Annotated in this window: 27 protein-coding genes; 16 read left to right on the top strand and 11 right to left on the bottom strand. The window is 35.9% G+C overall.

From position 1 onward, the window contains the following. Positions 1–83 precede the first annotated feature (83 nt). From QM491_RS02845 to QM491_RS02830, 4 genes are all read left to right on the top strand, one after another. On the top strand, positions 84–692 hold the full coding sequence (locus QM491_RS02845) for a hypothetical protein (protein WP_283325739.1): 609 nt from the start codon (positions 84–86) through the stop codon (positions 690–692). A 36-nt stretch (positions 693–728) separates the two neighbouring features. Continuing rightward, positions 729–1,238: a TlpA family protein disulfide reductase gene (locus QM491_RS02840; protein ID WP_283325738.1), complete on the top strand. Its 510-nt coding sequence runs from the start codon at positions 729–731 to the stop codon at positions 1,236–1,238. Positions 1,239–1,327: 89 nt separating this feature from the next. Next, positions 1,328–3,469 carry a peptidase domain-containing ABC transporter gene (locus tag QM491_RS02835; RefSeq protein ID WP_283325737.1) on the top strand — a complete coding sequence of 714 codons (2,142 nt, stop codon included), beginning with the start codon at positions 1,328–1,330 and terminating at the stop codon, positions 3,467–3,469. A gap of 891 nt (positions 3,470–4,360) precedes the next feature. Next, a complete protein-coding gene (locus QM491_RS02830) occupies positions 4,361–4,531 on the top strand; it encodes a hypothetical protein (RefSeq protein ID WP_283325736.1) in 171 nt (56 codons plus the stop codon). Between the two features lie 52 nt (positions 4,532–4,583). On the opposite strand, the gene QM491_RS02825 is transcribed toward QM491_RS02830, so the two are convergent. The 5 genes from QM491_RS02825 to QM491_RS02805 are packed head-to-tail and all read right to left on the bottom strand — an operon-like array spanning position 4,584 to position 7,889. Beyond that, complete coding sequence (locus QM491_RS02825) at positions 4,584–5,228, bottom strand: hypothetical protein (RefSeq protein WP_283325735.1); 645 nt, start codon at positions 5,226–5,228, stop codon at positions 4,584–4,586. Positions 5,229–5,231: 3 nt separating this feature from the next. After that, on the bottom strand, positions 5,232–5,600 hold the full coding sequence (locus QM491_RS02820) for a GntR family transcriptional regulator (protein WP_095167038.1): 369 nt from the start codon (positions 5,598–5,600) through the stop codon (positions 5,232–5,234). Between the two features lie 4 nt (positions 5,601–5,604). Continuing rightward, on the bottom strand, positions 5,605–6,390 hold the full coding sequence (locus tag QM491_RS02815) for a hypothetical protein (RefSeq protein ID WP_283325734.1): 786 nt from the start codon (positions 6,388–6,390) through the stop codon (positions 5,605–5,607). 27 nt (positions 6,391–6,417) lie between these two features. After that, a complete protein-coding gene (locus QM491_RS02810) occupies positions 6,418–7,251 on the bottom strand; it encodes an ABC transporter ATP-binding protein (RefSeq protein ID WP_283325733.1) in 834 nt (277 codons plus the stop codon). 32 nt (positions 7,252–7,283) lie between these two features. Continuing rightward, complete coding sequence (locus QM491_RS02805) at positions 7,284–7,889, bottom strand: hypothetical protein (protein ID WP_283325732.1); 606 nt, start codon at positions 7,887–7,889, stop codon at positions 7,284–7,286. A 221-nt stretch (positions 7,890–8,110) separates the two neighbouring features. Here QM491_RS02805 and QM491_RS02800 point away from each other — a divergent pair, with 221 nt between their 5' ends. Together QM491_RS02800 and QM491_RS02795 are read left to right on the top strand one after the other, a co-directional pair. After that, a complete protein-coding gene (locus tag QM491_RS02800) occupies positions 8,111–8,488 on the top strand; it encodes a hypothetical protein (protein ID WP_283325731.1) in 378 nt (125 codons plus the stop codon). Then, positions 8,470–8,868 carry a type II toxin-antitoxin system VapC family toxin gene (locus tag QM491_RS02795; RefSeq protein WP_283325730.1) on the top strand — a complete coding sequence of 133 codons (399 nt, stop codon included), beginning with the start codon at positions 8,470–8,472 and terminating at the stop codon, positions 8,866–8,868. Before QM491_RS02800 ends, QM491_RS02795 begins: the two co-directional genes overlap by 19 nt. Positions 8,869–8,970: 102 nt before the next feature. On the opposite strand, the gene QM491_RS02790 is transcribed toward QM491_RS02795, so the two are convergent. Continuing rightward, entirely contained in the window at positions 8,971–10,224 is a 1,254-nt protein-coding gene (locus tag QM491_RS02790; protein ID WP_283325729.1) for a dipeptidase, read from the bottom strand. Positions 10,225–10,319: 95 nt separating this feature from the next. Between QM491_RS02790 and QM491_RS02785 the strand changes: the two genes are divergently transcribed. From QM491_RS02785 to QM491_RS02765, 5 genes are all read left to right on the top strand, one after another. Then, on the top strand, positions 10,320–11,246 hold the full coding sequence (locus QM491_RS02785) for a carbohydrate kinase family protein (protein WP_283325728.1): 927 nt from the start codon (positions 10,320–10,322) through the stop codon (positions 11,244–11,246). Between the two features lie 346 nt (positions 11,247–11,592). Beyond that, positions 11,593–12,771, top strand: coding sequence for a PepSY-like domain-containing protein (locus tag QM491_RS02780; RefSeq protein WP_283325727.1), 1,179 nt, complete (start codon positions 11,593–11,595; stop codon positions 12,769–12,771). A gap of 104 nt (positions 12,772–12,875) precedes the next feature. After that, positions 12,876–14,180: a hypothetical protein gene (locus QM491_RS02775; RefSeq protein WP_283325726.1), complete on the top strand. Its 1,305-nt coding sequence runs from the start codon at positions 12,876–12,878 to the stop codon at positions 14,178–14,180. Between the two features lie 416 nt (positions 14,181–14,596). Further along, positions 14,597–15,151, top strand: coding sequence for an RNA polymerase sigma factor (locus QM491_RS02770; protein WP_166552953.1), 555 nt, complete (start codon positions 14,597–14,599; stop codon positions 15,149–15,151). After that, a complete protein-coding gene (locus QM491_RS02765) occupies positions 15,135–16,532 on the top strand; it encodes an outer membrane beta-barrel protein (protein WP_283325725.1) in 1,398 nt (465 codons plus the stop codon). Before QM491_RS02770 ends, QM491_RS02765 begins: the two co-directional genes overlap by 17 nt. Positions 16,533–16,572: 40 nt before the next feature. Here QM491_RS02765 and QM491_RS02760 read toward each other — a convergent pair whose 3' ends face one another. From QM491_RS02760 to QM491_RS02750, 3 genes are all read right to left on the bottom strand, one after another. After that, entirely contained in the window at positions 16,573–17,034 is a 462-nt protein-coding gene (locus tag QM491_RS02760) for a DinB family protein (protein ID WP_283325724.1), read from the bottom strand. A gap of 172 nt (positions 17,035–17,206) precedes the next feature. Then, positions 17,207–17,833, bottom strand: coding sequence for an NAD(P)H-dependent oxidoreductase (locus tag QM491_RS02755; protein WP_283325723.1), 627 nt, complete (start codon positions 17,831–17,833; stop codon positions 17,207–17,209). Positions 17,834–18,224: 391 nt separating this feature from the next. Then, entirely contained in the window at positions 18,225–18,695 is a 471-nt protein-coding gene (locus tag QM491_RS02750) for a nuclear transport factor 2 family protein (RefSeq protein ID WP_283325722.1), read from the bottom strand. Between the two features lie 133 nt (positions 18,696–18,828). Between QM491_RS02750 and QM491_RS02745 the strand changes: the two genes are divergently transcribed. The 3 genes from QM491_RS02745 (at position 18,829) to QM491_RS02735 (ending at position 21,205) form a co-directional block, all read left to right on the top strand. Beyond that, a complete protein-coding gene (locus QM491_RS02745) occupies positions 18,829–19,707 on the top strand; it encodes a ChaN family lipoprotein (protein ID WP_283325721.1) in 879 nt (292 codons plus the stop codon). A gap of 204 nt (positions 19,708–19,911) precedes the next feature. Beyond that, positions 19,912–20,481, top strand: a complete 570-nt coding sequence (locus QM491_RS02740; RefSeq protein WP_283325720.1) for a hypothetical protein — start codon at positions 19,912–19,914, stop codon at positions 20,479–20,481. A gap of 163 nt (positions 20,482–20,644) precedes the next feature. Next, positions 20,645–21,205: a GNAT family N-acetyltransferase gene (locus QM491_RS02735; protein WP_283325719.1), complete on the top strand. Its 561-nt coding sequence runs from the start codon at positions 20,645–20,647 to the stop codon at positions 21,203–21,205. 73 nt (positions 21,206–21,278) lie between these two features. Here QM491_RS02735 and QM491_RS02730 read toward each other — a convergent pair whose 3' ends face one another. Together QM491_RS02730 and QM491_RS02725 are read right to left on the bottom strand one after the other, a co-directional pair. Continuing rightward, the gene (locus QM491_RS02730) at positions 21,279–22,451 is read right to left on the bottom strand and encodes a glutathionylspermidine synthase family protein (protein WP_283325718.1); all 1,173 of its coding nucleotides are present in this window, start codon (positions 22,449–22,451) and stop codon (positions 21,279–21,281) included. Between the two features lie 35 nt (positions 22,452–22,486). Next, positions 22,487–23,161 (bottom strand): Cj0371 family chemotaxis-regulating polar lipoprotein, encoded by a 675-nt coding sequence (locus tag QM491_RS02725; RefSeq protein WP_283325717.1) that lies wholly within the window; start codon positions 23,159–23,161, stop codon positions 22,487–22,489. A 381-nt stretch (positions 23,162–23,542) separates the two neighbouring features. On the opposite strand from QM491_RS02725, the gene QM491_RS02720 reads away from it, so the two are divergent. Then, positions 23,543–24,571, top strand: coding sequence for a S1 family peptidase (locus tag QM491_RS02720; protein ID WP_283325716.1), 1,029 nt, complete (start codon positions 23,543–23,545; stop codon positions 24,569–24,571). Positions 24,572–24,663: 92 nt separating this feature from the next. Beyond that, positions 24,664–25,014, top strand: a complete 351-nt coding sequence (locus QM491_RS25515) for a LytR/AlgR family response regulator transcription factor (RefSeq protein WP_374761243.1) — start codon at positions 24,664–24,666, stop codon at positions 25,012–25,014. Positions 25,015–25,098: the final 84 nt, after the last annotated feature.

Genomic DNA, 25,098 nt, shown 5'->3' with positions numbered 1-25,098 from the left:
TATAAGTTTGAAATGCAGTACAATTATTATTTCCTGATAAAGCTATGATTTCTCTATATGCGATTAAAAATAGGTATCTATACATGGCTATAATTGCATATACATGGATACTAACATTTACCTTAAATCAATTTTTAGTTTCTAACACACTTTATTATAACTCATATTCTGAACAACTGACAATAGAAAGAATTGAAGGTATAATTGAGGAATCTCATAAATGGGCATGGTTAGGATACTTGCTAGTACCCGTTATTTATTATATAAAATTATCTCTCATCGCTCTTGTTCTACAAACAGGCTTCTTTTTCTTTGAGCGTAAAGTAAGCTTTTCAATTATTTTCAAAGCAGTAATGTTGGCAGAAATACCTTTTTTAATAGTTCCTGTTATAAAATTATTTTGGTTTTTGTTTATCCAAACGCACTATACTTTAAATGATTTACAATATTTCTTTCCTCTTTCAGCTTTACAATTATTTGATGCCCAAAAGCTTCCTTCTTGGCAAGTATATCCACTTCAGTTATTGAATGTGTTTGAGTTGATTTATTGGGTTCTTCTGGCTTATTGGCTCAAAAAACTACTTAATCTGTCTATCAATAAAAGTATGGAAGTTGTGGCTTCCAGTTATGGTACAGGGCTTTTGCTTTGGGTGGTTTTTATTACTTTTCTTAGCCTTAATCTAGCTCCATAAATTCCAATAAATATACTTATCAAATTGCTATACCTTATGAAAAAACTACTACTCTTTGGGATACTTTTATTGGTCTTGAATACTATTATCTACTTTGCCTATAGTTCATATCAGAAAATAGAAGAAAAAAGAATTTACGCACAACAAGTACGGCACTTACCCCAAATATCTACTTTTGAATGGATTGGTTCTAATCCTAAGCCAAACAAGTTTGCAACTATTATACTGTTTTTCCACCCAGAGTGTGAACATTGTCAATATGAAGCTCAAGCCATAACCGAAAATCAAAAAGAGTTCGAGCATGTAAATCTTTGGTGGATTTCTATCGCAGATAGTATTGTGATAGATACTTTTGCCCAAAAGTATCATCTAAAAAGCTTACCTAATACTTATTTAGCGCACTTGGATGCTACGAAAGTCGAAAAGGTATTTGGCTCTATTTCTATTCCTTATATTTTTATCTACGATGACAAGCATCACTTGCAAAAGGAATTTAAGGGTGAAACTAAGGTAGAAGCCCTTTTGAAATACCTTGATGCACAATAACAATAATCCTACACTATTATGCCTCGTTTACTTGTACTCATTTTTCTTATTCTGACTATTTGGTTCGCTCACTTCTTTCTTCCTCAATTATGAATACAAAAAAAGACAGTCATCAAAATATTAAAGGGTTTGTTTTACAACAAGGTGAATCCGATTGTGGGGTTGCTTGCCTATTATCAGTGATTCGCTATTATGGTGGAGACAGTACACTTGAAACTCTACGAGAGTCAAGCGGCACCAATATTCAAGGAACAAGCCTATTAGGATTACAACAATCTGCCAATAGTTTGAATCTGGAAGCTGAAGCGTTTGAAGTTGATGAGCTTAATGTTTTTAGAAAAGAGGCACGTTTCCCATGTATTCTCCATGTAGTAATTGATGAAAAGCTAGAGCACTATGTTGTTTGTTATGAAGCATCTGAAGATGGAAGTTTTATCATTGGAGACCCAGCCAAGGGTATTGAAATTTGGAACGAGTCAGAACTACTGACACGCTGGAGAACAAGGGCAGTATTAATACTAAACCCAACAGCAGCTTTTGAAAAAGTTTATTCAAGTAATCAGAAAAAGATTGTTTGGTTTAAAGAACTCATCAGAGAAGATATACCTATGTTGGCGATAGCAGCGGTTTTAGGGATTGCTATTGCAGTTTTAGGGATGACTACTGCTATTTTTAGTCAAAAATTATTGGATGAGATTATTCCTCAACATCAAACTCAGCGTTTATGGTTAGGCATGTGTCTACTAGCGTTCTTGTTAGTTGCTAGAGCTGGATTAAGTTATTTGAGAGGCTTTTTTTTACTTCGGCAAAGCCAGGATTTCAACAATCGTTTGATGGACGATTTCTACGGTAAATTACTCCACCTACAAAAGTCATTTTTTGATACTCGTAAAACAGGGGAAATTATAGCAAGGCTAAATGATACCCGTAGAATTCAGCAAGTAATTAGCTATTTAGTGGGCAATGTGGTAATTGATATTTTAGTATTATTAGTTTCGGCATTCTACATTTTCAACTATTCGATAAATGTAGGTTTACTTTCTCTTGTTAGCTTACCTCTGTATAGTTTTTTGGTTTGGAAATACAACCATAAAATCATCAAATATCAAAAAGAAGTAATGAGCCAGTATGCCTCTACAGAAAGCCATTTTGTGGATGCCATAACAGGTATTTCAGTGATTAAATCGGCCAATAAAGAGCGAATATTTACACAAATAGGGAAAGTTTATTACCAACTTTTTCAGCAGAAAATCTATGAACTAAGTACGCTGGGGAATAGATACGGACTATGGAGCGAATTACTAAATGCCCTCATTATTACAGCCATTTTGGCTATATCATCATTTGCGGTATTACATCAAGACATCAAAATTGGAGCAATGATGGCAATCATCTCTATTGTTTCGGGTATGATCGGAGCTGTTAGTCGATTAGCAACAACTAATATTCAACTTCAAGAAGCTAAAGTAGCATTTGAAAGAATGTTTGAATTTACAAATATCAAACCAGAACCTACTCATACATATCATCAAGATAATTATTCGCTACCAGATATAAATTCGTTGTCAATTAATAATTTATCTTTTAGATTCGTAGGACGTCCACAACTCTTGAAAAATGTATCTATCTCTGTTAGTAAAGGGCAAATAGTTGGGCTTTTAGGAGAAGTAGAATCAGGAAAAAGTATATTATTGCAGATTTTACAAAAATTTCAAAATTTTGAATCAGGAGATATTCTTATCAATAGCACTTTGTCAATTAAAGATATACCAGCCAGTATCTGGCGTGAACATATTGGCATTGTTCCACAAGATATTAAAATCTTTAATGGCACATTAATTGATAATATTTTGCTCGGAAATGTAATTGAAGAAGGACAAAAGGTTGTTGAATTCTGCCAGTCAGTCGGTATATCGGCATTTTTTGAAAATCTACCACAAGGTTATCTTAGCATTGTGGGCGAAGAAGGCATTAATCTTTCGGGAGGGCAAAAGCAGTTAGTTGCTCTTGCTAGAGCATTATATCGTAGACCAAAAGTTTTATTGCTTGATGAAGCTACTTCTGCCATGGATAGTAAAACGGAAAAGTTTGTAGTAGAACTCCTTGAGAAATTAAGTGCAAATATGTGTATAATTTTAGTTACGCATCGTTATAACTTAATGGACAAGATAGACCATATCTACCATTTAGAAAATGGCGTAACCTCACAATCGGAATTATATATATCTTAATTTTGAAAAACCATGAAATTCAAATTCCCAACTACCCTATTATGGTTCGTAATCGCCTTCTATATATCATCAAGTTCCGAGGCTACTTTTTCATTCCAAAAGCTTTCACCGTTCACGAGCTTATCTAAAACACTTTGGTTTATAGGAGGATTTATGACTGGAATACTAACGGTATATCTTTTTCGAGAGACTGATAGAAAGTGATACGTTAATCGTATATCTGTTAGCTGAGGAAACTTTATGGACACAACTTGCACCTTTAACTATTCACTAAATGAAAGCAAATCGAAGAAAATTGATGATTTTGATAGAAGTCCTATCAATGGCAGTTGGTGGAATAGCTATTTTTTATGCACTGTTTTTTGCATAGAATAACAGAGGATAAAAAAGGTTCTAAGAATACATCCCTAGTTCGAGACTTAGTCTCGGACTGACGTTTGTTTCAGTTTATAAACTGTTAAAAAAAATAAGTCCAAGACTGAGTCTTGAACTAGAAATTTGTTTCTTTGATTGAATTCTTGTTGTCAAATATTAGTTTTTTCAATCGTCAAAGCTGTATGAAAAATGGAATATCCCTTTTAGGAATAAGTATGATTATGTTTCTAATTTACTTAGGATTTAAAAATAACAAATTCAGTTCCGATGAACTATTACAATTTCCAGCCCTAATTGGGTTCCTAATTGTTGTAGTTGTTTTTGTGATTACTGCCAAAGTAAAAAAGCAAAAGTAAGGTTGAATACTTTTTCAAAAGCCCAAAAGCCTAACCTTCTTACAAATAAAATATAGTTCCCTAGTTCGAGACTTAGTCTCGGACTGGCGCTTGTTTCAGTTTATAAACTGTTAAAAAAATAAGTCCAAGACTGAGTCTTGAACTAGAAATTTATCAAAACATGAACAATAAACATCAATTCTACAAAGCAGCAAGCTTAACTGTTGGTATTCTAATGGTCGTTTTATTTTTTTTCAAAATCTACGAGCTTGAGATTTATGTTATTTTATTCGGTTTGGTTTGCTATCTTACTGGTAAAAGTAAACTTCGAGATACTGAGAAATTAGAATAATAAAGGCACAAAGAAGCTAAATCCTCTTTGTGCCTTTTTACACTATTCCTGTTTATTTACTCAATATCTTCATCGCATCTTTACCCAAAACCTGTACTGCAATACTATCGCTCAACATCAACTGGTTAGGTTGAACTTTGATGTCTTTCATTTTTAGTTCACTATTTCTTCCTCCATTTATTGCTAAACGATCGGCTTTTATATGGTCCAAATTCACGATTAAGGACTGAGAAGAATATAAATCCAAATTGTTTGTTTCGATACCACTTAATTCAAGTGTCGTACTAGAAATTTGTGATTTTATCCAGAGACTATCAACTTTAAATGTATTGTTTATATTAATTTGAATAGCCTCTCCACTTGTCACATTGATACCTAATAATATTGGCATCTGTAATTTTACGTAATTTACAGATTCGATAAGTTCCAGCACTAAGGTATCACCTACATATTTTTGTGTAACACCTTCCTTAGCACTTAACAAAGCATATTCTGGATTTTGCGCAATATCCACATTGACATAATTCCCAGCGTTTGAACGAAGTGTTAAATACTTGAATGGCTTTAAGACTAATTTGGTATTCTCATGAGTCTCTTTATATTCAACCAATTTGCCTTTTAAAGTAATATTAAAACTTAATAACCCTATGATGACCAAGGCTGCCATTGTCACAAGGAGTTTGTTGGATGTCTTCATGGATTAATAATTTTCGGTTTTAAAAGCTTCAAATCTATTTTGTAATTCTGAAAAGTCGATTCCCAATAAGTGAATGGCTTTGAAGAACTGAGGTAATTCATTTTGTAAAAACTCTTCACGTCGAAACTCCGTCACTTTATCGTGTGCATCTGTTGATACAAAAAAGCCCATACCTCTTTTGGTAAAAATGATACCTTTTTGTTCTAAAAAATCATACGTTCTCATAACTGTATTGGGATTAACTTCTAATTGAACGGCAAGTTCTCTGACAGAAGGAACTTTATCTTCTGATGCCCATTGTTTGAGCAGTATTCTCTCACAAATTAGCTCTGCTATTTGTAGATATATGGCTTGGTTTTCTCTAAATTCCATGATGTTAAACCTCCTTTTCCTTTAACTTTAAATATGCAATCAACAACCAAAATAGAGGTAGAACGAAGCGAAGCAAAACGATACCTACAGTGATATATACTGTTAAAAACGAGTCTTTCTCGGCATTAAATGAGATATTGTTATTCAAATCGCCGATGATGTAATGGAACATTAGGTATTCCAACCAAGCAATAATGGCGATACTCGAAAATCCTAAGAAGGCTGTTTTGATTAAGGATAATCGTTGGAAAAATAAAGTCCCCATAATCGTAAAAGTCCAGAAGTTTGTCAGTATTGTAATACCATTTAAAAACCTTGTATCCTGAACACTAAAGTACGTTTCAAAAAGCTCTGAATAGGAAATAATCGTTCTTTCCATTGGAGTATTTGGATAAGAAGACTTTATGATTTCGAATGCAGCATAATCAATCAATGAGTGTGTTGAAATAATGACAATCGGGTAGACAATCAACACATAAAAAAGTCCACTCAAGAATTTTTCTAAATGCGATGCTGGAAGCAACAGATAACTCATCGTAGAAGGCGTATGAGAAAAATCTCTGAAAATATAGTTGGCAAACAATACCCCTAGCCCGAACATTCCGACAATCAAGCTTCCAAATCTGATGTCTCTATCCACAATAGCACCATCCGCATCACGTCCTAAATAATAGGTAGCAATACACAACAGTACCATGACAACGTAGGTCATGCCAAACAGCTTTCGGTTTTCAACCCAAATGCGTTTGATCAACCACCCTAATCTTTGTATATCTAATGTTTGATTCATGTTTTCTATCTAAAAAGTTTCCCAAGTTTAGTTAAATAATTGCTTGATTACCTGTGGCTTTTCTAAAGCTGCATTGAACAATAACTCCAAATCCACTTTGGTATATGACTTATCTTCGTTTGGAATCACAATACCAAATCCTCTGATAGAATGCTCTGAATAAAGGACTTTTTCATGATTAGTCACTTGTTGAACTGTTTTGAAAGAAAGCTTTTCAGCTATCACATCGGCACCTGCGTTGAGCAAAACCTCTCGGTTATCCATGATAATAATTGGGTCAATCAAAGATTCAAGGTCACGTACTTGATGCGTCGAAATCAGAATAACTCTCTCGTTGGTAATGGAAGAAGCAATGATTTTTCGAAACTGACTTTTCGACGGAATATCCAAACCATTAGTAGGTTCGTCCATAATCAATAAAGGTGTGTTAGTAGCCAAGGCAAAACTAATCAAGGCCTTTTTCTTTTGTCCCAACGATAATTCGGTGAGTCGTGCTGTGCTATCCACCTCAAACTCCTTGAGATATTCGTTCAATTGATTTTGAGAAAAATTGGGATAAAACACAGCATACACCGACACAAATTCCTTCATACTGATGGGCGGAATATGTAGTTCTTCGGGCAAGAAAAATAACTCCTGCAAAAACTTAGGTTGTCGCAAATGTGGCGTATGCCCTTTGACCGTGCATTGCCCTGATGTAGGCGTAAGTAAACCTGCGATATTACGCAGAAGACTCGATTTCCCAGCGCCATTACGCCCAAGTAGCCCGTAGACATTGCCCGTTTGGAGTTCAAGATTCAGCCCTTCGAATACAGGCTTTTTCTTGCTATAACCAAATCCTAAATTATGTATCGAAACCATATTTTGAGTTTTGAGGTTGAAGTGAAGATTTCTTATTTATGAATATTATTTTGTTTTTTAATCAATTGCCAAACATATACGCCTACCCACCACACCAATCCTCCAAAAGCCAGTATCTGAGAGGCTCTCAAAGGCATAGGAATCAACACTGCTATTAATATGGGCACTAAACCAATGAGATATAACAAATCTATTTGTGTGTTTTTTCTGGTAATCCCTCCCTTCGGAACCGCCTCCTCCTGATCGATAAGTAAGAATTTGAGTTTATCAAAATCCCATATCAAAAGATAAATATTACAAGCCAAAAAGAAACCAACCACATAAGGTGTCCCTCTCCAATCCTGCGAAATAGTCACCATCAGAATATTCAGAAACATCGGAATAGCCATTACTGCTCCTAGGGTAGCAAATCGCTTGACCAGCAAACAAAAACCAATGATGATTTGACTTATTGCAATAAACTCGGCAAACAAACCCAATTGATGTTTGGCTAGTACTTCAATCAGCCAAGGAGGACCAATAAGTTGGATAAAATTGCCATGTAACATTTTGGTAATCCCAGCACTTAGTAAGATAAAACCTAACCAAAATCGAATACACCCTACAATCCATCGTTGTGTCAGAATAAATTTAAACATAGTGTATTAGTTTAATAGTACACTACAAATATAGAACAATTAAAATTAAAAAAACAAGTATGAAATAAAGTCAAATGTAGAGCGGTCGAAAAGGTGGATGAGTGGGGAGGGATTTTAATCGACTAATAGAAGAAGAAAATTAGAAATTCTCCAAAATCATGTATCTTTGATATAAGATTTTCGTTCCATGATTACAGAAATAACAATTATGCTCAAAGCTTATGACCTTACAATATATATCTGATAATGAGCAAACTAAAGTTGCTGTCATTATTCAAATGGAAGATTGGAAAAAACTTATAACTATCTTATTATCAAAATTCAAAGAGCAAAATATAGACTTAAACGATGATAAGAATTTTTCAGAAGTGATGGACTTATTATTATCTTCCGAAAAGGATGGAACATCACAAAACTCAAATTTTTCTATACAAACAGAAGAATCTATTATTAGACAGTTTGTTGAAAAGTTATATTCTAATGAGGGGAAAAAGCCTAGAAAACCTTCCGATTTTGCCGGTATCCTTACTTTTAAGGAGGGTAATATGTTAGAAAAAAAGACTAAAGAAGCACGTGCATCATGGGAAAGAGATATTTAATTGATACAAATGTTATTAGTCATTTTTTATCAAAGAACCTATCCGAAGAAGGAATGAAACTTGTAGCTTCTATCATTGACGAAGAATTCAATATTTCTGTTATCACACAAATAGAAATATTGGCGCCCAGTCAAAACCTTCTGTCAAAAGAGAGTCAAATAAAAGAGCTTGTTAGCTTTGCTAATATATTACCTCTTGATGAGGACATAGCCAATGAAGTGGTTACATTAAGAAATAAATACTCTCAACTAAGGAAGAAAATTGCTGATGCAAGTATAGCAGCTACTGCTCTAAAACATGATTTAATACTTCTTATCAATAACACAAGCGATTTTCAGAATATCAAAGGACTTAAAGCTATAGACCCTCGTAGTTTGTAAATCGAATACAAAATGGGAAATACTTAACAGTAATTCATAAATAACGAGCGCTGCTAATATATCTCTGCTTTTACAGCGCTCAATTACTAATTTTGTTTAGCTCTATTTCCTCTCCGCCACCTTATCCACCTGATTCCACACTCTGAATAAGTTTTTGTAACAAATCTTTTCGATAGCTTTCTCTGAATAGCCCCTTTTAAGCAAAATATAAATCAAATTCGGTATTTCTGAACAATCTTTGAGACCGTCTGGAAGTGTGGGCCCTACCCCATCAAAATCCGAACCTAGTCCTACGTGGTCGATGCCTGTAATTTTTACGACATGATCTATATGATCTGCCACACGCTCTACTGTGGTTAGCGGCGTTGGATACTTAGTCACATACTCCTTTTCAAAAGCTTGTACTTCAGGAGCATCGGCAGGAAGATTTTTACTTCTCTGAAAAGCTTTTATAGCATTGCGTTTGAGTTCGTAGGCTTTATTTGAAGCTGAATCCAAAAACATTGAGCTAAAATTAATCATGATTACTCCGCCCTTTTTAGCCATTTTTTGAATCAAAACATCGGGGGCATTTCGAATAAAACCTGGGGTAAAACTGCGACAAGACGAATGTGATGCGATAACAGGTGCTTTTGACAAAGCTACCACTTGTTCGAAGGTATCATCAGAAATATGTGAACAATCCAACATAATACCCAAACGATTCATTTCGCGTACCACCTGACGACCAATCGGGCTCAAACCACCCCATGTGCGTGTGGTATCGTAGGAAGTATCGCAAATAAAATTATCTTCTCCATGACACAGGGTGATATAGCGAACGCCTCGGTCGTAGAAATGCTTGAGATTTTCAAGATTACTTTCTACCGGCGAGCCATTTTCCATACCCATAGGCAAAGAAATCAATCCTTTTTTGAAGTTTTGTAAAATATCGGCTGGACTTTTGGCCAAAGCAAATTTGTCGGGATAGGTTTTGGTTAAATTTTCTACCAAATCAATCAATGAATCCGCTAAAGCTTTCGAAAAACCCTTTCTTTTCTGTAAATCGGCAGGGACATATATCGACATAAATGGAGCCGACAAGCCTCCTTTCTTAGCTCGAACATAATCAAAATCGCCACCCGCAGTTTGTACCGAGACATCCTCCATTTTGGCATGCAAACGATACGGCAAGTCTACATGACCATCCACAATCACAAAACGGTGAGCCAAAGCATCGGCTTTCTTTTTGAGCGCTTCATCATCCGAAACTTTCTTGATAGTACTTTTTTGCTTTTGAGGGTTGGTATTTGACGAAAACGAGACAAAAGCAAGATGAAATAAGAATATTGTAATGAGAGGTAGTGTTTTGTACATATCTTTTCAGGAAATTAGTTTGTTTATTTAATCTATAAAATTCTTTGGAATAAATCTTTAATTTGCATTACAAATCATAAAACCATTTTTATATCATGAAAAAATACGTGCTACTTTCGGTAGGCGAGCTGCTGGTGGATTTAATCGGAACTGAGCTAGCCCCTAGTATTTTAGCAACTCCTGTGTTTGAGCGTTTTCAAGGTGGAAGTCCTGCCAACATGGCCGCCAACATGGCTCGTTTGGGACAGCCTGTAGCCCTTATTTCTTGTATAGGCAATGATAACCTAGGTGTTTTTTTACGTGACGAAGTAGCCAAAACAGGTATAGACATACAACATATTGCTGTTGATCCACTTCATCCAACAAGTATCGTGGTAGTATCTCGCACAAAAGAAACTCCAGATTTTATTGCCTATCGTACTGCCGACCGCATGCTTCAGCCACAACATATTTCGGATAAATTATTATCAGAATCAGCTATATTTCATACTACCTGTTTTGCCTTGAGTCAAGAACCTGCACAAAGTACCATTGTAGATGCTGCCAAGCGTGCTAATGCACTAGGCTGCCGTGTGAGTATTGACTGTAATTATGCCCCTCAAATTTGGCCTGATAGAGAACAAGCCTGGAAAGTTATTTCAGCGTATTGCGGTCAAGATGGACTAGTGAAACTAAGCGAGGATGATGCAGAAAGATTATATGGTAAAAAAGTTACGGAAGAACAAATTTTGGAAGACTTTCATGCCATGGGTGCCGACCTTATCTGTTTGACAAAAGGGGGCGATGGCTCTGTTATTTCTTATAATAAAGGAAAAGATAAAATTACGGTAGGCGTAAAACCTATCGAAGTCATAGACGCTACAGGTGCGGGAGATGCCTATTGGGCAGGATTTCTGACTGCCTTTAGCGAAGGAAAAACACCAGACATTTGCTCACAAGCAGGCGCTAACTTGGCGGCACTCAAACTTGTTACAAAAGGGCCACTCCCAGCCAAAGTAGATAAAGCTTTACTTTACGCATAAAATAAACAGTCCTAACATATAGGTTGATATCATAAAACTCCAACACTTATACAAAGAACCTCGTAAGTACCAACAATTGCATTTTTATGTATTGTGGCACCTCTACGAGGCTCTTTATTTTCATAGTTCTCAATTTCAATCATTGTCTTTTTAAGAATTTTTAACACTAAGTGCAACCCTTCTTTTTTCTCTCTTGTCAATATTATTGAATTCACAAATCTTTTATAGCATCCTGCTATATCAACAACATGTTTCTGTCCATTAGGAAAATCAGGTATTAATTCTTTCGGTATCTGGCCAATTATCGAGGTATATTTTCTGACAATCCATAAGTCCGTTATCGACCATGAAAAAAATTCTTTTGTTTTCAGCACTCATTGGTGCGTTTTTATTGGCAAGTTGTGAACCAGAGCAAATTGCTGTAGACAATTCAACCTCGAATTCATCGGTTGTACCTTCCGCAGTACGTTTAGCTGTAAGTAATAATTTTCCACAGGCCGAGGCCGCTCAAGTAAGCTACTCAACACTTAGTCAAAGTACAACGTATGGGGTAGATTTAAAGGTAAATGGGAAAAGTATTGAATTGACTATTTCAGCCAATGGTACAGTACTAAGTTCATTTAACCTGTCGGATGATACTACAAAAGTTTCACTTCCTGCCAGTATAACAGCATATCTTACCGCAAACTATGCTGGATATAAATTGGAACGAGTAGCAGCAGGAAAAGACAAAGATGGCAATACGCTTTATAAAGTTTTGATAGAATGGAACGACCAAAAAGTAACGGTGGTATTTGATGCTAATGGTGCATTTGTAGCAGAATTCAAAGAACCTAAACGCACTGGACAAATTAAAGGTAAGTTTAGAAAATTTTACACAGTAACATACGACCAGTTACCAGCAACCATTCAAACGCAATTAACAGGTTATACCTTTGTGCGAGCTGCTGCTAATGCTGATTCAACAGGCAATAAATTTTACTTTGTGCTAGCCAAAAAGGATAGTGTTTTCTATGAGTTTTCGTACGATAATGCAGGCAAATTGTTAACTACCAAAACGTATGCTCCTGCTGCCCGTAAAATTGAAGACAAAAATCTCAAACAATCGGAACTTCCAACTACTATTACAGCTTATTTAAGTGCAAATTATGCCTCTTGGAAATACGTAAAAGGTATCGAAATCATCAAAAACGGAGCAATTGATTCATACTATGTTTCTTTATCGAATGATAAAAAATTAGTATTTCTGACTTTTGATGCTTCTGGCAATTTGATAAAAACGATAAATGGAGACATTAAACTCCCTAAATTTGAGGACGTTAAAATAACAGCTGATGTATTGCCTGCTATTATAACAAACTATCTCAATACAACCTATTCAGGTTGGTCGCTCGATAAAGCGATAGCATTCAAAATAGATGGTGTAATCGAATCTTATTACTTACATATCGTTGTGGGTACAAGTAAATATCATTTGTATTTTGATAAAGATGGGAAGTTTTTAGTGGCAAAAATTGATAAATAGATAACTTAGTGGAAAGCTTTTCGCTCAAGGGTTCAACCACATAAAATAAAGACAGACAACAAGGGGGATTTGGGGTTTCAAAGACTCTCTTGACATCAATCATAATGAAGTTTTTTGTAAAACATATTGCTATTTTACTAAGCGTAGTGAGCTTGTTGATAGGGTGTGACGAAATCAAAAAAGATATTGTCAGTATCACTCCAGTCAATACTCAACCTGCACTTTGGGATATTCATACGCTTTATACTAGCCCATCGAATATGGTGACAATCAATGTCAAAGATTTTTTGAAAAATATGACAGGTCACACCATCAAAATCGAAAAAAATGGGAATTTCGGAAAAGCGTATTTTACCCCAAATGGTAAGTTTATCGTATATATGCCTGATTCTACTGTATCGGATGCTACCGATATGCTGATTTTGAATATCGTTAATTTAGATACTCAAAAACAAATAAAAGATAGTATTTGGGTAAAAGTGACCAGCAATTGGGATAAAATTCCATGTAACGCAGGTGTAATGCCAGATTTGTTTCACTGTCTCAACCAAGGTACTGAGTGTGTGTTGGATGTCTTAAAAAATGATCGTTATTGTAACGCCATTCTTGATTCGACAAGCTTAGAAATATCGTTTAATCCGCTATTCGGTTCGGCTGTAGTCAAAAATAATCGAATTGTTTATACCCCAAAAAAATACTACGACGGGTCCGATTTATTATTTTATCGAGTTTGCTCGGCTGGTACTCAGGGTATTTGTATGACAGCAGCAGTAAAGTTAGATGTAGAAGGTTCGTCTACCAGAACATGCACTACAAGTCTATTGCCCAATTATTATGTGATTCCGAGCAATAGCCCGAAGGTACAGTTAGACATTTTGGCAAACGATAACCTTTGTTCAACTTATAGTTCTAATACGCTCAGAATAACGAAATGGCCAAAATACGGTACCGCAAGTGTTAATAATGGCAAAATAGATTATGAGCCATCGACAGCAAGTTTTCCTGGTTATCTAACACAAATAGACGATTATTTAGAATATGCGCTCTCAGATAAATACGGTGTTATCTCACCTAGTGTGTGGGTAAAAGTAAGTCAGATTCGGGCAACTACTTGCGATGCCAAGTTTGATAATGGTGTAATGGAGGTATCAGAAACCATTGTTCAAGCCACACCGTTTGAAGTCCCATATCAACTTTATGTTTCATCTTGCGCCGAAATTAGCTCGATAAGCATTACAGAACAGGGTTCGCATGGAACAGCTTATGTAAAAGGAACTAAAATTTACTATCAAATCAGCGCTTGGGATAAAGACAAAGGCAAAGACCGAGACGATCAAATTAAAATAAAATTGACGACTATCCAAGGAAAAGAGTTGAGCGCCAATTTTAAGATTAAAATCAAAAAATAAAGACGCATTTGGATTCATAAATAATTATACAAGTGGTTTGAATGTAAAGGCTTTCCCGAATTTCGGGAGAGTCTTTCTCGTAAATCCAATATTGGGATTGGAGTGGTTTTTCTCTTTTATATTTTCTAGAAAAACACTATTATTTCGTCACATAAACCCAGATGATATGCCGAATAAAAGAATACCTTCCTAATTCGTTAGGATAGGTATTAAATAAAACTTGTTGGTCTTAAAATGATGATTATCAATAAATTGCCCTCATTTTTTTACAAACAAAACACTATTATGCAAAACAAGATTGAATTAATGAATATGTAAAATACTGATAATTAAAACTTTACATTTACAATTCATAACTCCCAATCTGCATTAATACTTTGGTGAGTAATCACTTAATGAAACTAATTGCCAACTGAATGATAAATGAACAGGATTTAGTCAGAGCCTGCCAGCGGAATGATCGCAAAGCCCAGACTGCCTTTTACAATATGTACAAGGGCAAGTTGATGGGTGTTTGTCGTCGTTATGCGCGCTCCAAAGAGGAGGCCGAAGACATTTATCAAGAAGCATTTGTCAAAATTTTTAATAATATCAAATCTTTAGAAAAACCCGAAGCTGTTGGCGCATGGGTACGTAAAACCGTGATTCATACAGCAATTAATTATTATCACGCAAATTTAAAATTTCAACAAAATACCGATTATGAAACAGTTGTACTCAGCAATGATGATTACCCGAATATTTTAGCGACACTCTCAAGCGAAGATTTACTAGCACTTATTCACCAACTTCCCGACGGCTATCGTATGGTTTTTAACCTATATGTAGTAGATGGCTATAATCACAATGAGATTGGGCAGATGCTTGGAATAAGCGAAAATACCTCCAAGTCGCAACTGTCTCGTGCAAAAGAGTTGCTCCGTAAACAACTAAAAAAACTGGGAATCGTCAGCTATGAACGCATCCAATAATGATATAGACCCCTTTGAAGGCTTTTTCCACGATAAGTTCAATGATTTTGAATCTGAAGTGGACGACGTGCTTTGGGCTAACATAGAGCCTCAATTGCCGTTACCTTCTTTTTCACGACTTATACTTTGGCATCTGGCGGCTGCGGTAGCTTTGCTGTTGCTATCGTTTGGTCTATTGCCAAGATTTATTGCCTCTCCAACCACAGAGCTGAGTCATGTAACAACAGGACAATCGCTCCAAAACGAGGGAACTCAGGGCAGTAAAACCTTAAATACTGAATCAAATCAAGGTTTTGACAAAAGCGTATCCAATACTCAAAGCATTGAGATAAACGCTCATAATGCCAATCCTGAAGTAGCAAAAGAACAAAAAGAAGAAGGTTTAGAAAAAAATAAAAAGGCAAACTCTATTGCCGAGTATTCAACAACAAGCACAAATAGTAATATTTATGAGCCTATAGCAAGCTCAAATATAGGAAAGAGAAACACCACGAAATCTGTAGATATAGTATCTTCAAAATCTTCGAAAAGAGCGAGAAAGGATGCCAATAAAAAAGTCATCCCGTCGAGTTTATCCACAGAGGAATATGATAGAATTGTTCGTGCTACACAAAATACAGGAGATTATTTGTCAACTTCGGAAGAGGCATTAGAACCTAATTTAGAAATTTTAGCCTCAAAAGAACCTGTGGATTTATCCGTAAAATTTAACAAGGCGCGTATCAAAACTCTTCAACGTAAACCCAACCGATATTTTCAACCTAGTAAGCCCGTATCCTTGTATTTTAGTGCTATGCCTTTGGTCAATTATTATACGATTACCCCAAATGGCTCAGATTCAAAATATGTGCATAGCATTCAGGTAGATGACGATAACAGTCGAATAGGCGTTTATCTTCAGGCAGGCTTAAAATTTACCTTGTCTGATAAGTTGCAATTAAAAACGGGGATTTCTTATACAAAATCTAGCCAGAGCATTAGTTTCAAAGTCCGCACAGATTCATTGGTAGTACGTAGTGTGGATAATCAAACCGCAGATGTGGCCTTTGAAGAACAAAATAAAACTTATGCTTTGTCATCGCATTATTTAGGCACAAGAGTAGACCTAGAATACACTTTCTTGAAAGGAGATGCACTTAGTCATCACGCATTGGTAGGCATAGAAGGCAATACAAGCTTGAATGGCACTGCGGCTGGCAAAATCAATAGCTTTTTGAATATTGGCTATGGCATAAGTCGTCAGATTGGAGATAATGCCTATCTTTTTATTGAACCAACTATGAGTATTGCCCTCAATCACCAATCGGATGCAAGTACCCTCTTACTGGTAAGACCTAATAAAATTGGCTTTAATATTGGGCTCAATTTTAAGATAAAATGATTTATTCTAATGAATAGAGTGTGCTTTGAGAGAGCACACTCTATTCATTAATCCTCATCCCCAATTGCTTCAAATGATGGTCTAAATGACATAAATAATCTTGTGCTACTTCCCAAAGTGTAGGATAAGCGTCGGGTACGGCCTCTTTACTCCAATTTGTCAAAACGTGATACTGATCTTCTGGTAAGTTTGTCAAAACCCGTACTAAATGTTTATTGAGTAATCTCCATAATTCCAACAAATCTTCAGAAGGATAAGACTGATAATCTGCCGCCTTTACCCAAATATTCTGCTCGTAAATAATCTGTGCTTTAGATTGATACTGACCTACAACAAAGCGGCGAATATTGTTTTGTGCCGAGTCAATCAAATGCCCAAGCACTTCTTTCTTACTCCATTTTTCAGGTGAGCTTTTCAACGATAGTGATTCTTCAGATTGAGATTGCCAATAAGCACTTACGATTTCTAATCTATGATTCAGCGATTCAAGTAGTTCTTTCATGTGTACAAACGAGTTATGAGAGGAAGATAAAAGGGGAGTTAAAAAGTTCAAATAGCTTCATTTTCAAATCATCAAATTACCAAATTTTCAAATCAAAAATACTTTTTCTAAGGTAACAAAAAAAGACTACACCCAGAGAGTATAGTCTTTTTTGGATAACCAGATAATCGTACTAAATTTTAACGAATAACTTATCTGCGGTTCTTCTAACTTTTTTTGCTTTTGCCAACTGATCATTTGCTTCATCACGGTAGCCCAAAGCTAAGATAGAAACGCTTTTTAATCCTTTCTCTTTCAAACCTAAAATTTCATCGACAGCCGCAGGGTTGAAACCTTCCATTGGAGTGGCATCTACTTGCTCATAAGCAGCAGCTACTAAGGCAGTACCCAATGCTAAATATGTTTGGCGAGCTGTCCAATTGAAGTTTTCTTCTGCCGAGCGACTCAAAATACCGCCAAAGTTTGCTCTAAAACCAGCCAATGACTCTACAGGAATACCACGTTCTTCGGCAATTTGAGCCATATAGCCATCTACTTGCGCTTCAGAAACGTTGTCCCAAGCCGCAAACACCAAGATGTGAGACGATTCTACGATTTGTGGTTGATTGTATGCCGCTGGTTGAATTTGTTTACGAACTTCTGGATTTTCAATAACTAATACTGTATATGGTTGAAGTCCCATCGACGATGCCGACAAACGGATAGCTTCTAAAATATTGTCAAGTTTTTCTTGAGGAACTGTAGCTCCTGTCATTCTTTTGGTCGCATAGCGCCAATTCAATTTCTCTAATAATTCCATGAGTTTGGTCAGATAAAATATTAAATGTAATAATATTTAATGTACATACATTTAATAAACCAAGCATTAACCATAAAAGTTTCATAGAAAGAGAAAAATGTTGTTGTTTTTTGGAAAGCACTATAAATAAGAGAACCCAAATTTAACTTTAAGTTCAAAACCTTTGACTTTAAACAGTCATTTGTCAGCTAATTTAACACTCCAATGCAATAGGATTCAGCCAAAACATTCATCCTGTTTTGTACAATACTATTTGTTTTTGAGATGCCTAGGGATTAGAACAAGCAAAAGCAAACTGAAAAAATAAATACCTGACAAACATTTATCATTCTCTACTTATGCTATATTGACGTGGTTGTTTACTGATGTCAAGAAATAACAGATATACTATTTATTCAAGTGATTGCTTCGAATAGGATTCGAGGCGTTGCATGGCTTGTTTTCGAACACTATTTTGTAAAAAACTAGTCCAGCCCAAAAGCTTTCCTTTTAGTCCTAAGGATTGACTAGCCCATTTGTAAAAGTTAAAATGATCATGTTGTTGATAGATTTTGTTTTCAGAAAATGAGAAAGTCGACGTTATGGTATTTACAACTGGCAAGCCTGTACTTCCAAAAGTGTAAGAAGCTCTCCATGTAGCTTCAACTTTATTTTTATGAGTACGAACTTTCAAAAGTTCAATTTTCATATCAGAGCCTCGTTCTATCAACATACGCCACATGTCCATAATCAAAGGCTGTTTTAGATAAAAAATAGGATCTTTGAATGTGGCTTTGGAGTGATAGCAAGCTTCCATGCTTTGTGTGTCTTTTTGGGCAAAGGCATGGTAAAAGTTAGTGATCAATTCTTCCTGTGTTGTCATTGGGGATTGGTATTTAACAGTATAGCAATATATTGGCTCGGAAAATAGTAATAAAGATGGAGCAAGAAGAACCATCTTATTACAAAAGTGTTATTTTAACATTAATTTGAAAATAAAACATTCATTTTTTATTATGCGGAAACTTATTTTAATTCTTTTACTAGCATCATTTGCTTGGGGCTTTGTAGCAGACAAACCTGCTTATTTAATTTATACAGCTCAATTAAAACCAAGCTCTTATGAAAAAATGCTTTCGGAGGCCAAAGAAGCCGATATCGTGTTCTTTGGTGAACTTCATGACAACCCTATTGCACACTGGCTAGAGTTACAAGTTACTAAAGACTTATATACGGATAAAAAGGGTAATTTGGTTTTAGGAGCCGAAATGTTTGAGGCCGATAATCAAGTAGTTCTTGATGAGTACTTGAAAGGTATTATTACAGGAAAACAGTTTGAGACTGAAGCTAAAATGTGGCAAAACTATGCCACAGACTACAAACCTATGGTAGATTTTGCCCAGAAAAACAAAATCAATTTCATCGCCACAAATATTCCACGACGCTATGCCAGTTTGGTATCAAAAGGAGGTTTAGACGCACTTAATCAGTTGAGTGAAGAAGGGAAAAAAAGTGTAGCCCCCCTACCTATTACCGTAGACTTAACTTTGTCTGGCTATGCTGAGATGATGAAAATGGGCGGAATGCACGGTATGGGAGGAAGTACAATGTCGGCCGAGAATATTGCTAAAGCCCAAGCAAGTAAAGATGCTACTATGGCACATTTTATTTTGAAAAACTGGTCTGAAGGCAAGGCATTTTTGCACTTCAATGGCAGTTACCACTCCAATAACTTTGAAGGAATTATTTGGTATTTGAAGAAAGCAAATCCTTCGTTGAAAATTGTCACTATCAACACGATAGAGGAAGCCGATATCAAAGAACCCAATACCAAACATAAAGGCTCTGCAAGCTTTGTAGTAGCGATACCAAGCGATATGATTAAATCTTATTAGTTGTGAGTGCTGAGTTTAGAAAAACTGTCTATTTCGGATATCGGATGTTGGATTTCGGAAGTGTAAACTTCTATATTTTAGAAAAAAAAATAGATATTTCCTTTACTTTCGAAATCAGAAATCCCAAATCTCCAATAGTTGGAAATTCTTCGTACAGTCCTAATTCATCATTTACAATTCGTCATTAATACTTAGTCCCCAATCATGCAGGATATTGAACCTTTTTACCAATGGGAAAGTCACTATGTGGCATCAAAAGACCCTCGTTCTCCCTTTTATGGAAGGTTATATAATACTTCCATGTACGAAAATGATATTTATGGTTATTACATTCATCCATTTTGGGATGAGTTTGAGTCTCCTACTTTATATTGTAAAATCCTGTTTGCTGATTATAATAGACAGTTTGTAATTATCGAAATGTTTGGCGAATGGAATGATACGCTTCATAATGACATCATGTGGTTTAAACGCAATGTAATCGACCACTTAATAGGGCAAGGTATTAATCAGTTTATTTTAATTGGTGAAAATATCCTTAATTTTCATGGCTCAACCGATGACGATTATTATGCCGAATGGTTTGAAGAAGTAGAAGATGGTTGGATTGCAGCTTGTAATTTTAGAGATTTTATCCAAAAAGAATGGACCAAATACCGCCTTGATTATTATATCAATTTTGGAGGCACCTTGGATGTTGTCAATTGGCGCACGTTACAACCTGTAGTACTTTTTGAAGTCATCAAAAGACTCATGGTGAGAAGATTGAACTAATGCTTTTTTGTTATAAAAATATCGAAAAAAGGTATTTTTTATTATAAATTAAAATTTAGAGTTTTGTCTTTCGAAATAAACAAATCAATATTATAAGCACAATAAAGTGTTGATTATTTGAAGTTTAGAAGGTTAACGAAATAGAATTTAAAGTTTGAGCCAAATGTCAATCGTATTCACTACCATCACAAGCGATGAAGAAGTAAATCAGGTATTAGATTTACAACAACAGAATCTCAATAAGAACATTTCAGAGGACGTGGCCACAAGCCAAGGTTTTGTAACTGTTCAGCATAATTTTGATTTACTGTCTAGAATGAATGCCGCTGAGCCACAAATCATTGCCAAAGATGGCGATAAAGTGGTGGGATACGCCTTGGTTATGCCAACAAGTTTTAGATATGAGATTCCTGTACTGATGGCAATGTTCGATATGTTGGATGAACTTAACTATCAAGGTAAGCCAGTAAAAGAATACAATTATTATGCAATGGGGCAAATTTGTGTAGCCGAAGGTTATCGAGGACAAGGGATTTTTGATGGTATGTATGCCTTACACAAAGAGCGATTATCAGGAAAATATGACCTTTGTATTACCGAAGTGGCTAAAAGAAATACACGCTCGCTGGCTGCTCATGCCCGTGTAGGATTTGAAATAATCCACGAGTATTTTGATACTACTCATCCAGAATTGTGGGAGGTCGTTTTGTTGGACTTGCGATAAGCTATTTAGTGATTGAGCGGATGAGTGATTATTTTAAAATAACCACTCATCCGCTCAATCACCACTCACTAAATTACTCAATAATATGTCCCACAAATTGTGCGGTATTATTAATGATTTTTCCTCCTTTTCTGAAGCCTAATCCACAAGCTTCGCCCGCAAAAAATACGCCTGCTTGATAGTAACTTCCTTCCGCATCTTGCAAAAAATCGACGTATTCTTGGTAAACTTTATTCTGTTCAAAATATTCTCCTTCTGTTTCCGAAACGGCATTTCCTGCGGTATCCAAAATTTTCACATTAGCTCCCTCACGCCCAAAAAGTACTTTTTCAACAGAAGTCTTATTGACTAATGGTGTTGAGGCTGTTTCTAAAAGAAGTGGATGATTTGGGAATAATTGCCACAAAATTTTCAAGATACCTTTTGATTGAAACAGCAATGTGTAAGCTGGATTTAATACAATCGTTTTTTCATTAGTGACTAAATCTGTCAAAATCTGAGCTAGTTCTGGTTCATCCCAGCCAATATATTCCCAAGGTACAAGTTTAAACCAAAAGTCATAGCGAGTGAAACTACCGTTATTGGTGCTCTGTTTGTAGATACCCTCTACACTCGAAAACTCGGTACGTTCAATATGTTCAAAAGCTACCTCAAAACCTGCTTCACGAGCAGCTTCGCCCAGTACCTGCATATTGGTATCATCTTCAGGATATCCTTCCATTGTCGAAATCAGAAGTGTAGGTTCGTGATCAGGATTTTGCTTACGCATTTCGCTAAACTGAGCCACCAATGATTCGTATAAAGTATTAAACTGAAGGGTCTCGTCCAAACGATTGGCTTTTAACGAAGCCCACTGAACAACCGCTGTTTCGGGAATACACGTGGCTGTATCTGCATTAAATTCAATGAGTTTGATAGGCATGCCATTGAGTCCACCAGCTAGGTCGAAGCGTCCATAGATATGCCAATGGCGGTCATTTTCCCAAGAGTACTTTACTAAATCAATAAGATTTTCAGGAATACCTAATTCAGCAAATTTGTTTTGGTCAATTACATGTTGAGCCGCCTCAATGTACATTTCATATAGCTCGTTGGCTGCGGCATAATACTTTTCTGCTTCAGCTTCTGAAACTATTGCTACTTGGTTGGTCAAATAACTTTGAGTATCCTCGCCAAGCATCCAATACCAGTCGGCATTACGAAGAGCCGACTCAGGCGAGTTACCTAAACTTTTTAAATGAATCATAAATTTTGAAATTGGGTGAAATAAAATTATACTGGTTAACTATGGAATCCTCCATGTGAACTACTTCGGAAAAATCCAGAACGCCCACCAGTGGGCCTACTAAAGGTAGTACGAGAGGTATTAATAGCATGATGTACTTGTTGTGAACTATTATATACCTGCTGACTTACATAATATCGACTCCAAAGGCTACTACCAGAATGATAGCGACGCCTGTGTGTAGTATCGTTACGGGTTTGAGTTGAGCTAAAACCATTGCTCGACAAATCGGGACGATAGTTTGAGTAGCTAGGACTCAGAGTTCTACCCAAAAAATATCCCATACCACCATAAAGTAAAGCATTTGACAAACTTGAGCTTTGACCAATATGTTGAGGATGTTTAGCTACGTCTTGGTCAATAAGCGCTTTTACAGCTCTTGGCGATAAGGTATCTTGTTTTCCATCCAAATAAGTGACGTAAGCCACCGAGCTATCTGCGTCGGTTTCTACTTCTTTCGTTATTTTAAAAACGCCTTTACTTGTTTCTGAAATATATGTTTTTACACCTTTTTTATAAACTTCTACTTCTTCATAGTCACCATCATCGTTTTGATTACTTGAACAACTTTGCAATAAGATTGCTGGACCAAATAAACTCAAAGCGATTGTACTTCCTATGGTGATATCTTTTACCTTCTTGATAAAAGCATGCTGTTTAGATGGGGTCATCTGAAATTTTGGTTTAATGGTTGTCAGTATGTCTATATTCAAAGTTAGGACTAAAAATGGAGTTACACCAAAATCTTTGAGGAATGGTTTTAGGGTATAATGGAGCGGTTGTTTTTAACAATCATTCGTATTTATTAAATTCTAACAGTAATCTTTTACTATTCATGTAAAGAAAATGCCCATCTATTCATCAAAAACATCCATTCAAGAGGGAAGTCAGATTTGCAAAAATTATGCCCTCTATATTTGTTATGTTGTTTAGGCTATGACAATCCTCCAACGGTCTGCATACATCATTTAATTTATGTGGCGGCATAAATTGGTTTGATGAGACCGTTGGTTTTATTTCCTAAGTACTTTAATAAAATTTATTGAGAAATTATGTTCAACGTCAGAAGATTATTATGTCTTTCTATTGCTTCTTTTGCGCTATTCAGTTGTAGTAAAAATAACGATGTAACACCCAATACCGATGGAACAGCACCTACAGATGTTCCTACTACTTTTGGAGTTCGTCATGACATACCTTTATCAAAATACGAAACCGTTGCCACCAATCAAGCACCTTATAATACCTCTGATTATCCTGATTTTACGCCAGTGGTATTTATTGATGCTGACCATGGTGAAGCAAGTGGTACTTGTACGGGTACGCTTATTGGCTCACAGTGGGTATTGTCGGCAGGTCATTGCTTTTTTGACCCTGCCAAAGACACTAGCCCAACCAGTATTGACAAGTTAAGTATATTAATAGGAAACGACCCCAATAGTCCAATCGAAACACGAAAAGTTGCGGCTTTGTATATAGCACCAAGTTGGCTGGATGGAGGTGATTTTTATAGATATGGAAATGATATTGCATTGATAAAACTTGCATCGCCGATAACTTCTGTCACACCCGCTTCGGTAAACTTTACGATTGATTCAGAAACTATTGGAAGTACTGTGTGGTATGCAGGTTATGGCGACTACAGTGCCCAAGCAGGACAAGATGCTAGCAAACGTTCCAAAAAGCATGCTTTACAAAACATATTAGATCGTCGAATGGGAGGACTTACCCATGTCATAAGTGGCGTAAACCACGAAGGTGGTACTTTGGCTTTTGACTTTGATGATCCATCAGGAATAATTAACACACTAGGAGATAGTTATGCTAATGACCAAGAAAAAGCCTTGGGCTCAGGTATAAGTACTAACAAGGCTTTGGATTGGGAAGCTACTACCGTTCAAGGTGATAGCGGAGGGCCATTAATGATGAAAATTAATTTTAAATGGACAGTCATTGGAGTACTAAATGGGGGTGTAACAGAGCCTCTCGTTGGGTTAAAAGACGGTACGTATGGTGATATTAGTACATTTACAAGAACAGCCTCTTTTCGTACATGGATTCAGGAAACAATGAAAAAATAGTACATAATATCATCAAGTAGTAAAATAGCATTTATCGTCTAATACTCTTTCCTAGTTATTTTTCAAATTTTAACCTATTAAATTGAATATTCATGAATTTTGAAAACTTTTGCACGACGGCACACGGTTATCTGGAGTTTAGATTTCAGAAAATCAAGATTCCAATTCAACAAATTGTAATGTTACAAGCCGATTGTAATTACACGTATGTTTATTTAAAAAACGGAGAAAAGTACCTTTTTGCCAGAACCATCAAGTTTTTTGAGCATATACTCAAAGAGTATTGCTTTGAAAGAATTCATAAAACTTATATGATTAACTGCACTCATGTTAGAAACTATGATGCTAAAAACCAAAACTTGATTTTAAGTAATAACCTCAAAGCAACCATTTCACGACGTCGAAAATGTCAATTACGTGGTCAAATCTCATGTTTAAATTAAGTTTCTAGATACCTAACAACATTTACCTCTCTCCTTAAAACAAAAATCCCACCTTTTGAGTGGGATTTTTGTTTATACATGAAT

Source organism: Flectobacillus longus (assembly GCF_030056705.1).
GTDB classification, from domain to species: domain Bacteria; phylum Bacteroidota; class Bacteroidia; order Cytophagales; family Spirosomataceae; genus Flectobacillus; species Flectobacillus longus.
Note: the sequence above shows the minus strand (reverse complement) of the source record. Positions and strands in the feature narration are given on the sequence as shown.

Bases quoted from the DNA above. Each gene is read 5' to 3' on its own strand.
- QM491_RS02815 (WP_283325734.1), bottom strand. From the start codon at position 6,390: ATGAATCAAACATTAGATATACAAAGATTAGGGTGGTTGATCAAACGC.
- QM491_RS02755 (WP_283325723.1), bottom strand. From the start codon at position 17,833: ATGGAATTATTAGAGAAATTGAATTGGCGCTATGCGACCAAAAGAATG.
- QM491_RS02845 (WP_283325739.1), top strand. From the start codon at position 84: ATGGCTATAATTGCATATACATGGATACTAACATTTACCTTAAATCAA.
- QM491_RS02820 (WP_095167038.1), bottom strand. From the start codon at position 5,600: ATGGAATTTAGAGAAAACCAAGCCATATATCTACAAATAGCAGAGCTA.
- QM491_RS02785 (WP_283325728.1), top strand. From the start codon at position 10,320: ATGAAAAAATACGTGCTACTTTCGGTAGGCGAGCTGCTGGTGGATTTA.
- QM491_RS02795 (WP_283325730.1), top strand. From the start codon at position 8,470: ATGGGAAAGAGATATTTAATTGATACAAATGTTATTAGTCATTTTTTA.
- QM491_RS02725 (WP_283325717.1), bottom strand. From the start codon at position 23,161: ATGACCCCATCTAAACAGCATGCTTTTATCAAGAAGGTAAAAGATATC.
- QM491_RS02840 (WP_283325738.1), top strand. From the start codon at position 729: ATGAAAAAACTACTACTCTTTGGGATACTTTTATTGGTCTTGAATACT.
- QM491_RS02730 (WP_283325718.1), bottom strand. From the start codon at position 22,451: ATGATTCATTTAAAAAGTTTAGGTAACTCGCCTGAGTCGGCTCTTCGT.
- QM491_RS02790 (WP_283325729.1), bottom strand. From the start codon at position 10,224: ATGTACAAAACACTACCTCTCATTACAATATTCTTATTTCATCTTGCT.
- QM491_RS02825 (WP_283325735.1), bottom strand. From the start codon at position 5,228: ATGAAGACATCCAACAAACTCCTTGTGACAATGGCAGCCTTGGTCATC.
- QM491_RS02780 (WP_283325727.1), top strand. From the start codon at position 11,593: ATGAAAAAAATTCTTTTGTTTTCAGCACTCATTGGTGCGTTTTTATTG.
- QM491_RS02775 (WP_283325726.1), top strand. From the start codon at position 12,876: ATGAAGTTTTTTGTAAAACATATTGCTATTTTACTAAGCGTAGTGAGC.
- QM491_RS02740 (WP_283325720.1), top strand. From the start codon at position 19,912: ATGCAGGATATTGAACCTTTTTACCAATGGGAAAGTCACTATGTGGCA.
- QM491_RS02735 (WP_283325719.1), top strand. From the start codon at position 20,645: ATGTCAATCGTATTCACTACCATCACAAGCGATGAAGAAGTAAATCAG.
- QM491_RS02765 (WP_283325725.1), top strand. From the start codon at position 15,135: ATGAACGCATCCAATAATGATATAGACCCCTTTGAAGGCTTTTTCCAC.
- QM491_RS02750 (WP_283325722.1), bottom strand. From the start codon at position 18,695: ATGACAACACAGGAAGAATTGATCACTAACTTTTACCATGCCTTTGCC.
- QM491_RS02745 (WP_283325721.1), top strand. From the start codon at position 18,829: ATGCGGAAACTTATTTTAATTCTTTTACTAGCATCATTTGCTTGGGGC.
- QM491_RS02830 (WP_283325736.1), top strand. From the start codon at position 4,361: ATGAACAATAAACATCAATTCTACAAAGCAGCAAGCTTAACTGTTGGT.
- QM491_RS02760 (WP_283325724.1), bottom strand. From the start codon at position 17,034: ATGAAAGAACTACTTGAATCGCTGAATCATAGATTAGAAATCGTAAGT.
- QM491_RS02800 (WP_283325731.1), top strand. From the start codon at position 8,111: ATGACCTTACAATATATATCTGATAATGAGCAAACTAAAGTTGCTGTC.
- QM491_RS02770 (WP_166552953.1), top strand. From the start codon at position 14,597: ATGATAAATGAACAGGATTTAGTCAGAGCCTGCCAGCGGAATGATCGC.
- QM491_RS02835 (WP_283325737.1), top strand. From the start codon at position 1,328: ATGAATACAAAAAAAGACAGTCATCAAAATATTAAAGGGTTTGTTTTA.
- QM491_RS02810 (WP_283325733.1), bottom strand. From the start codon at position 7,251: ATGGTTTCGATACATAATTTAGGATTTGGTTATAGCAAGAAAAAGCCT.
- QM491_RS02805 (WP_283325732.1), bottom strand. From the start codon at position 7,889: ATGTTTAAATTTATTCTGACACAACGATGGATTGTAGGGTGTATTCGA.
- QM491_RS25515 (WP_374761243.1), top strand. From the start codon at position 24,664: ATGAATTTTGAAAACTTTTGCACGACGGCACACGGTTATCTGGAGTTT.
- QM491_RS02720 (WP_283325716.1), top strand. From the start codon at position 23,543: ATGTTCAACGTCAGAAGATTATTATGTCTTTCTATTGCTTCTTTTGCG.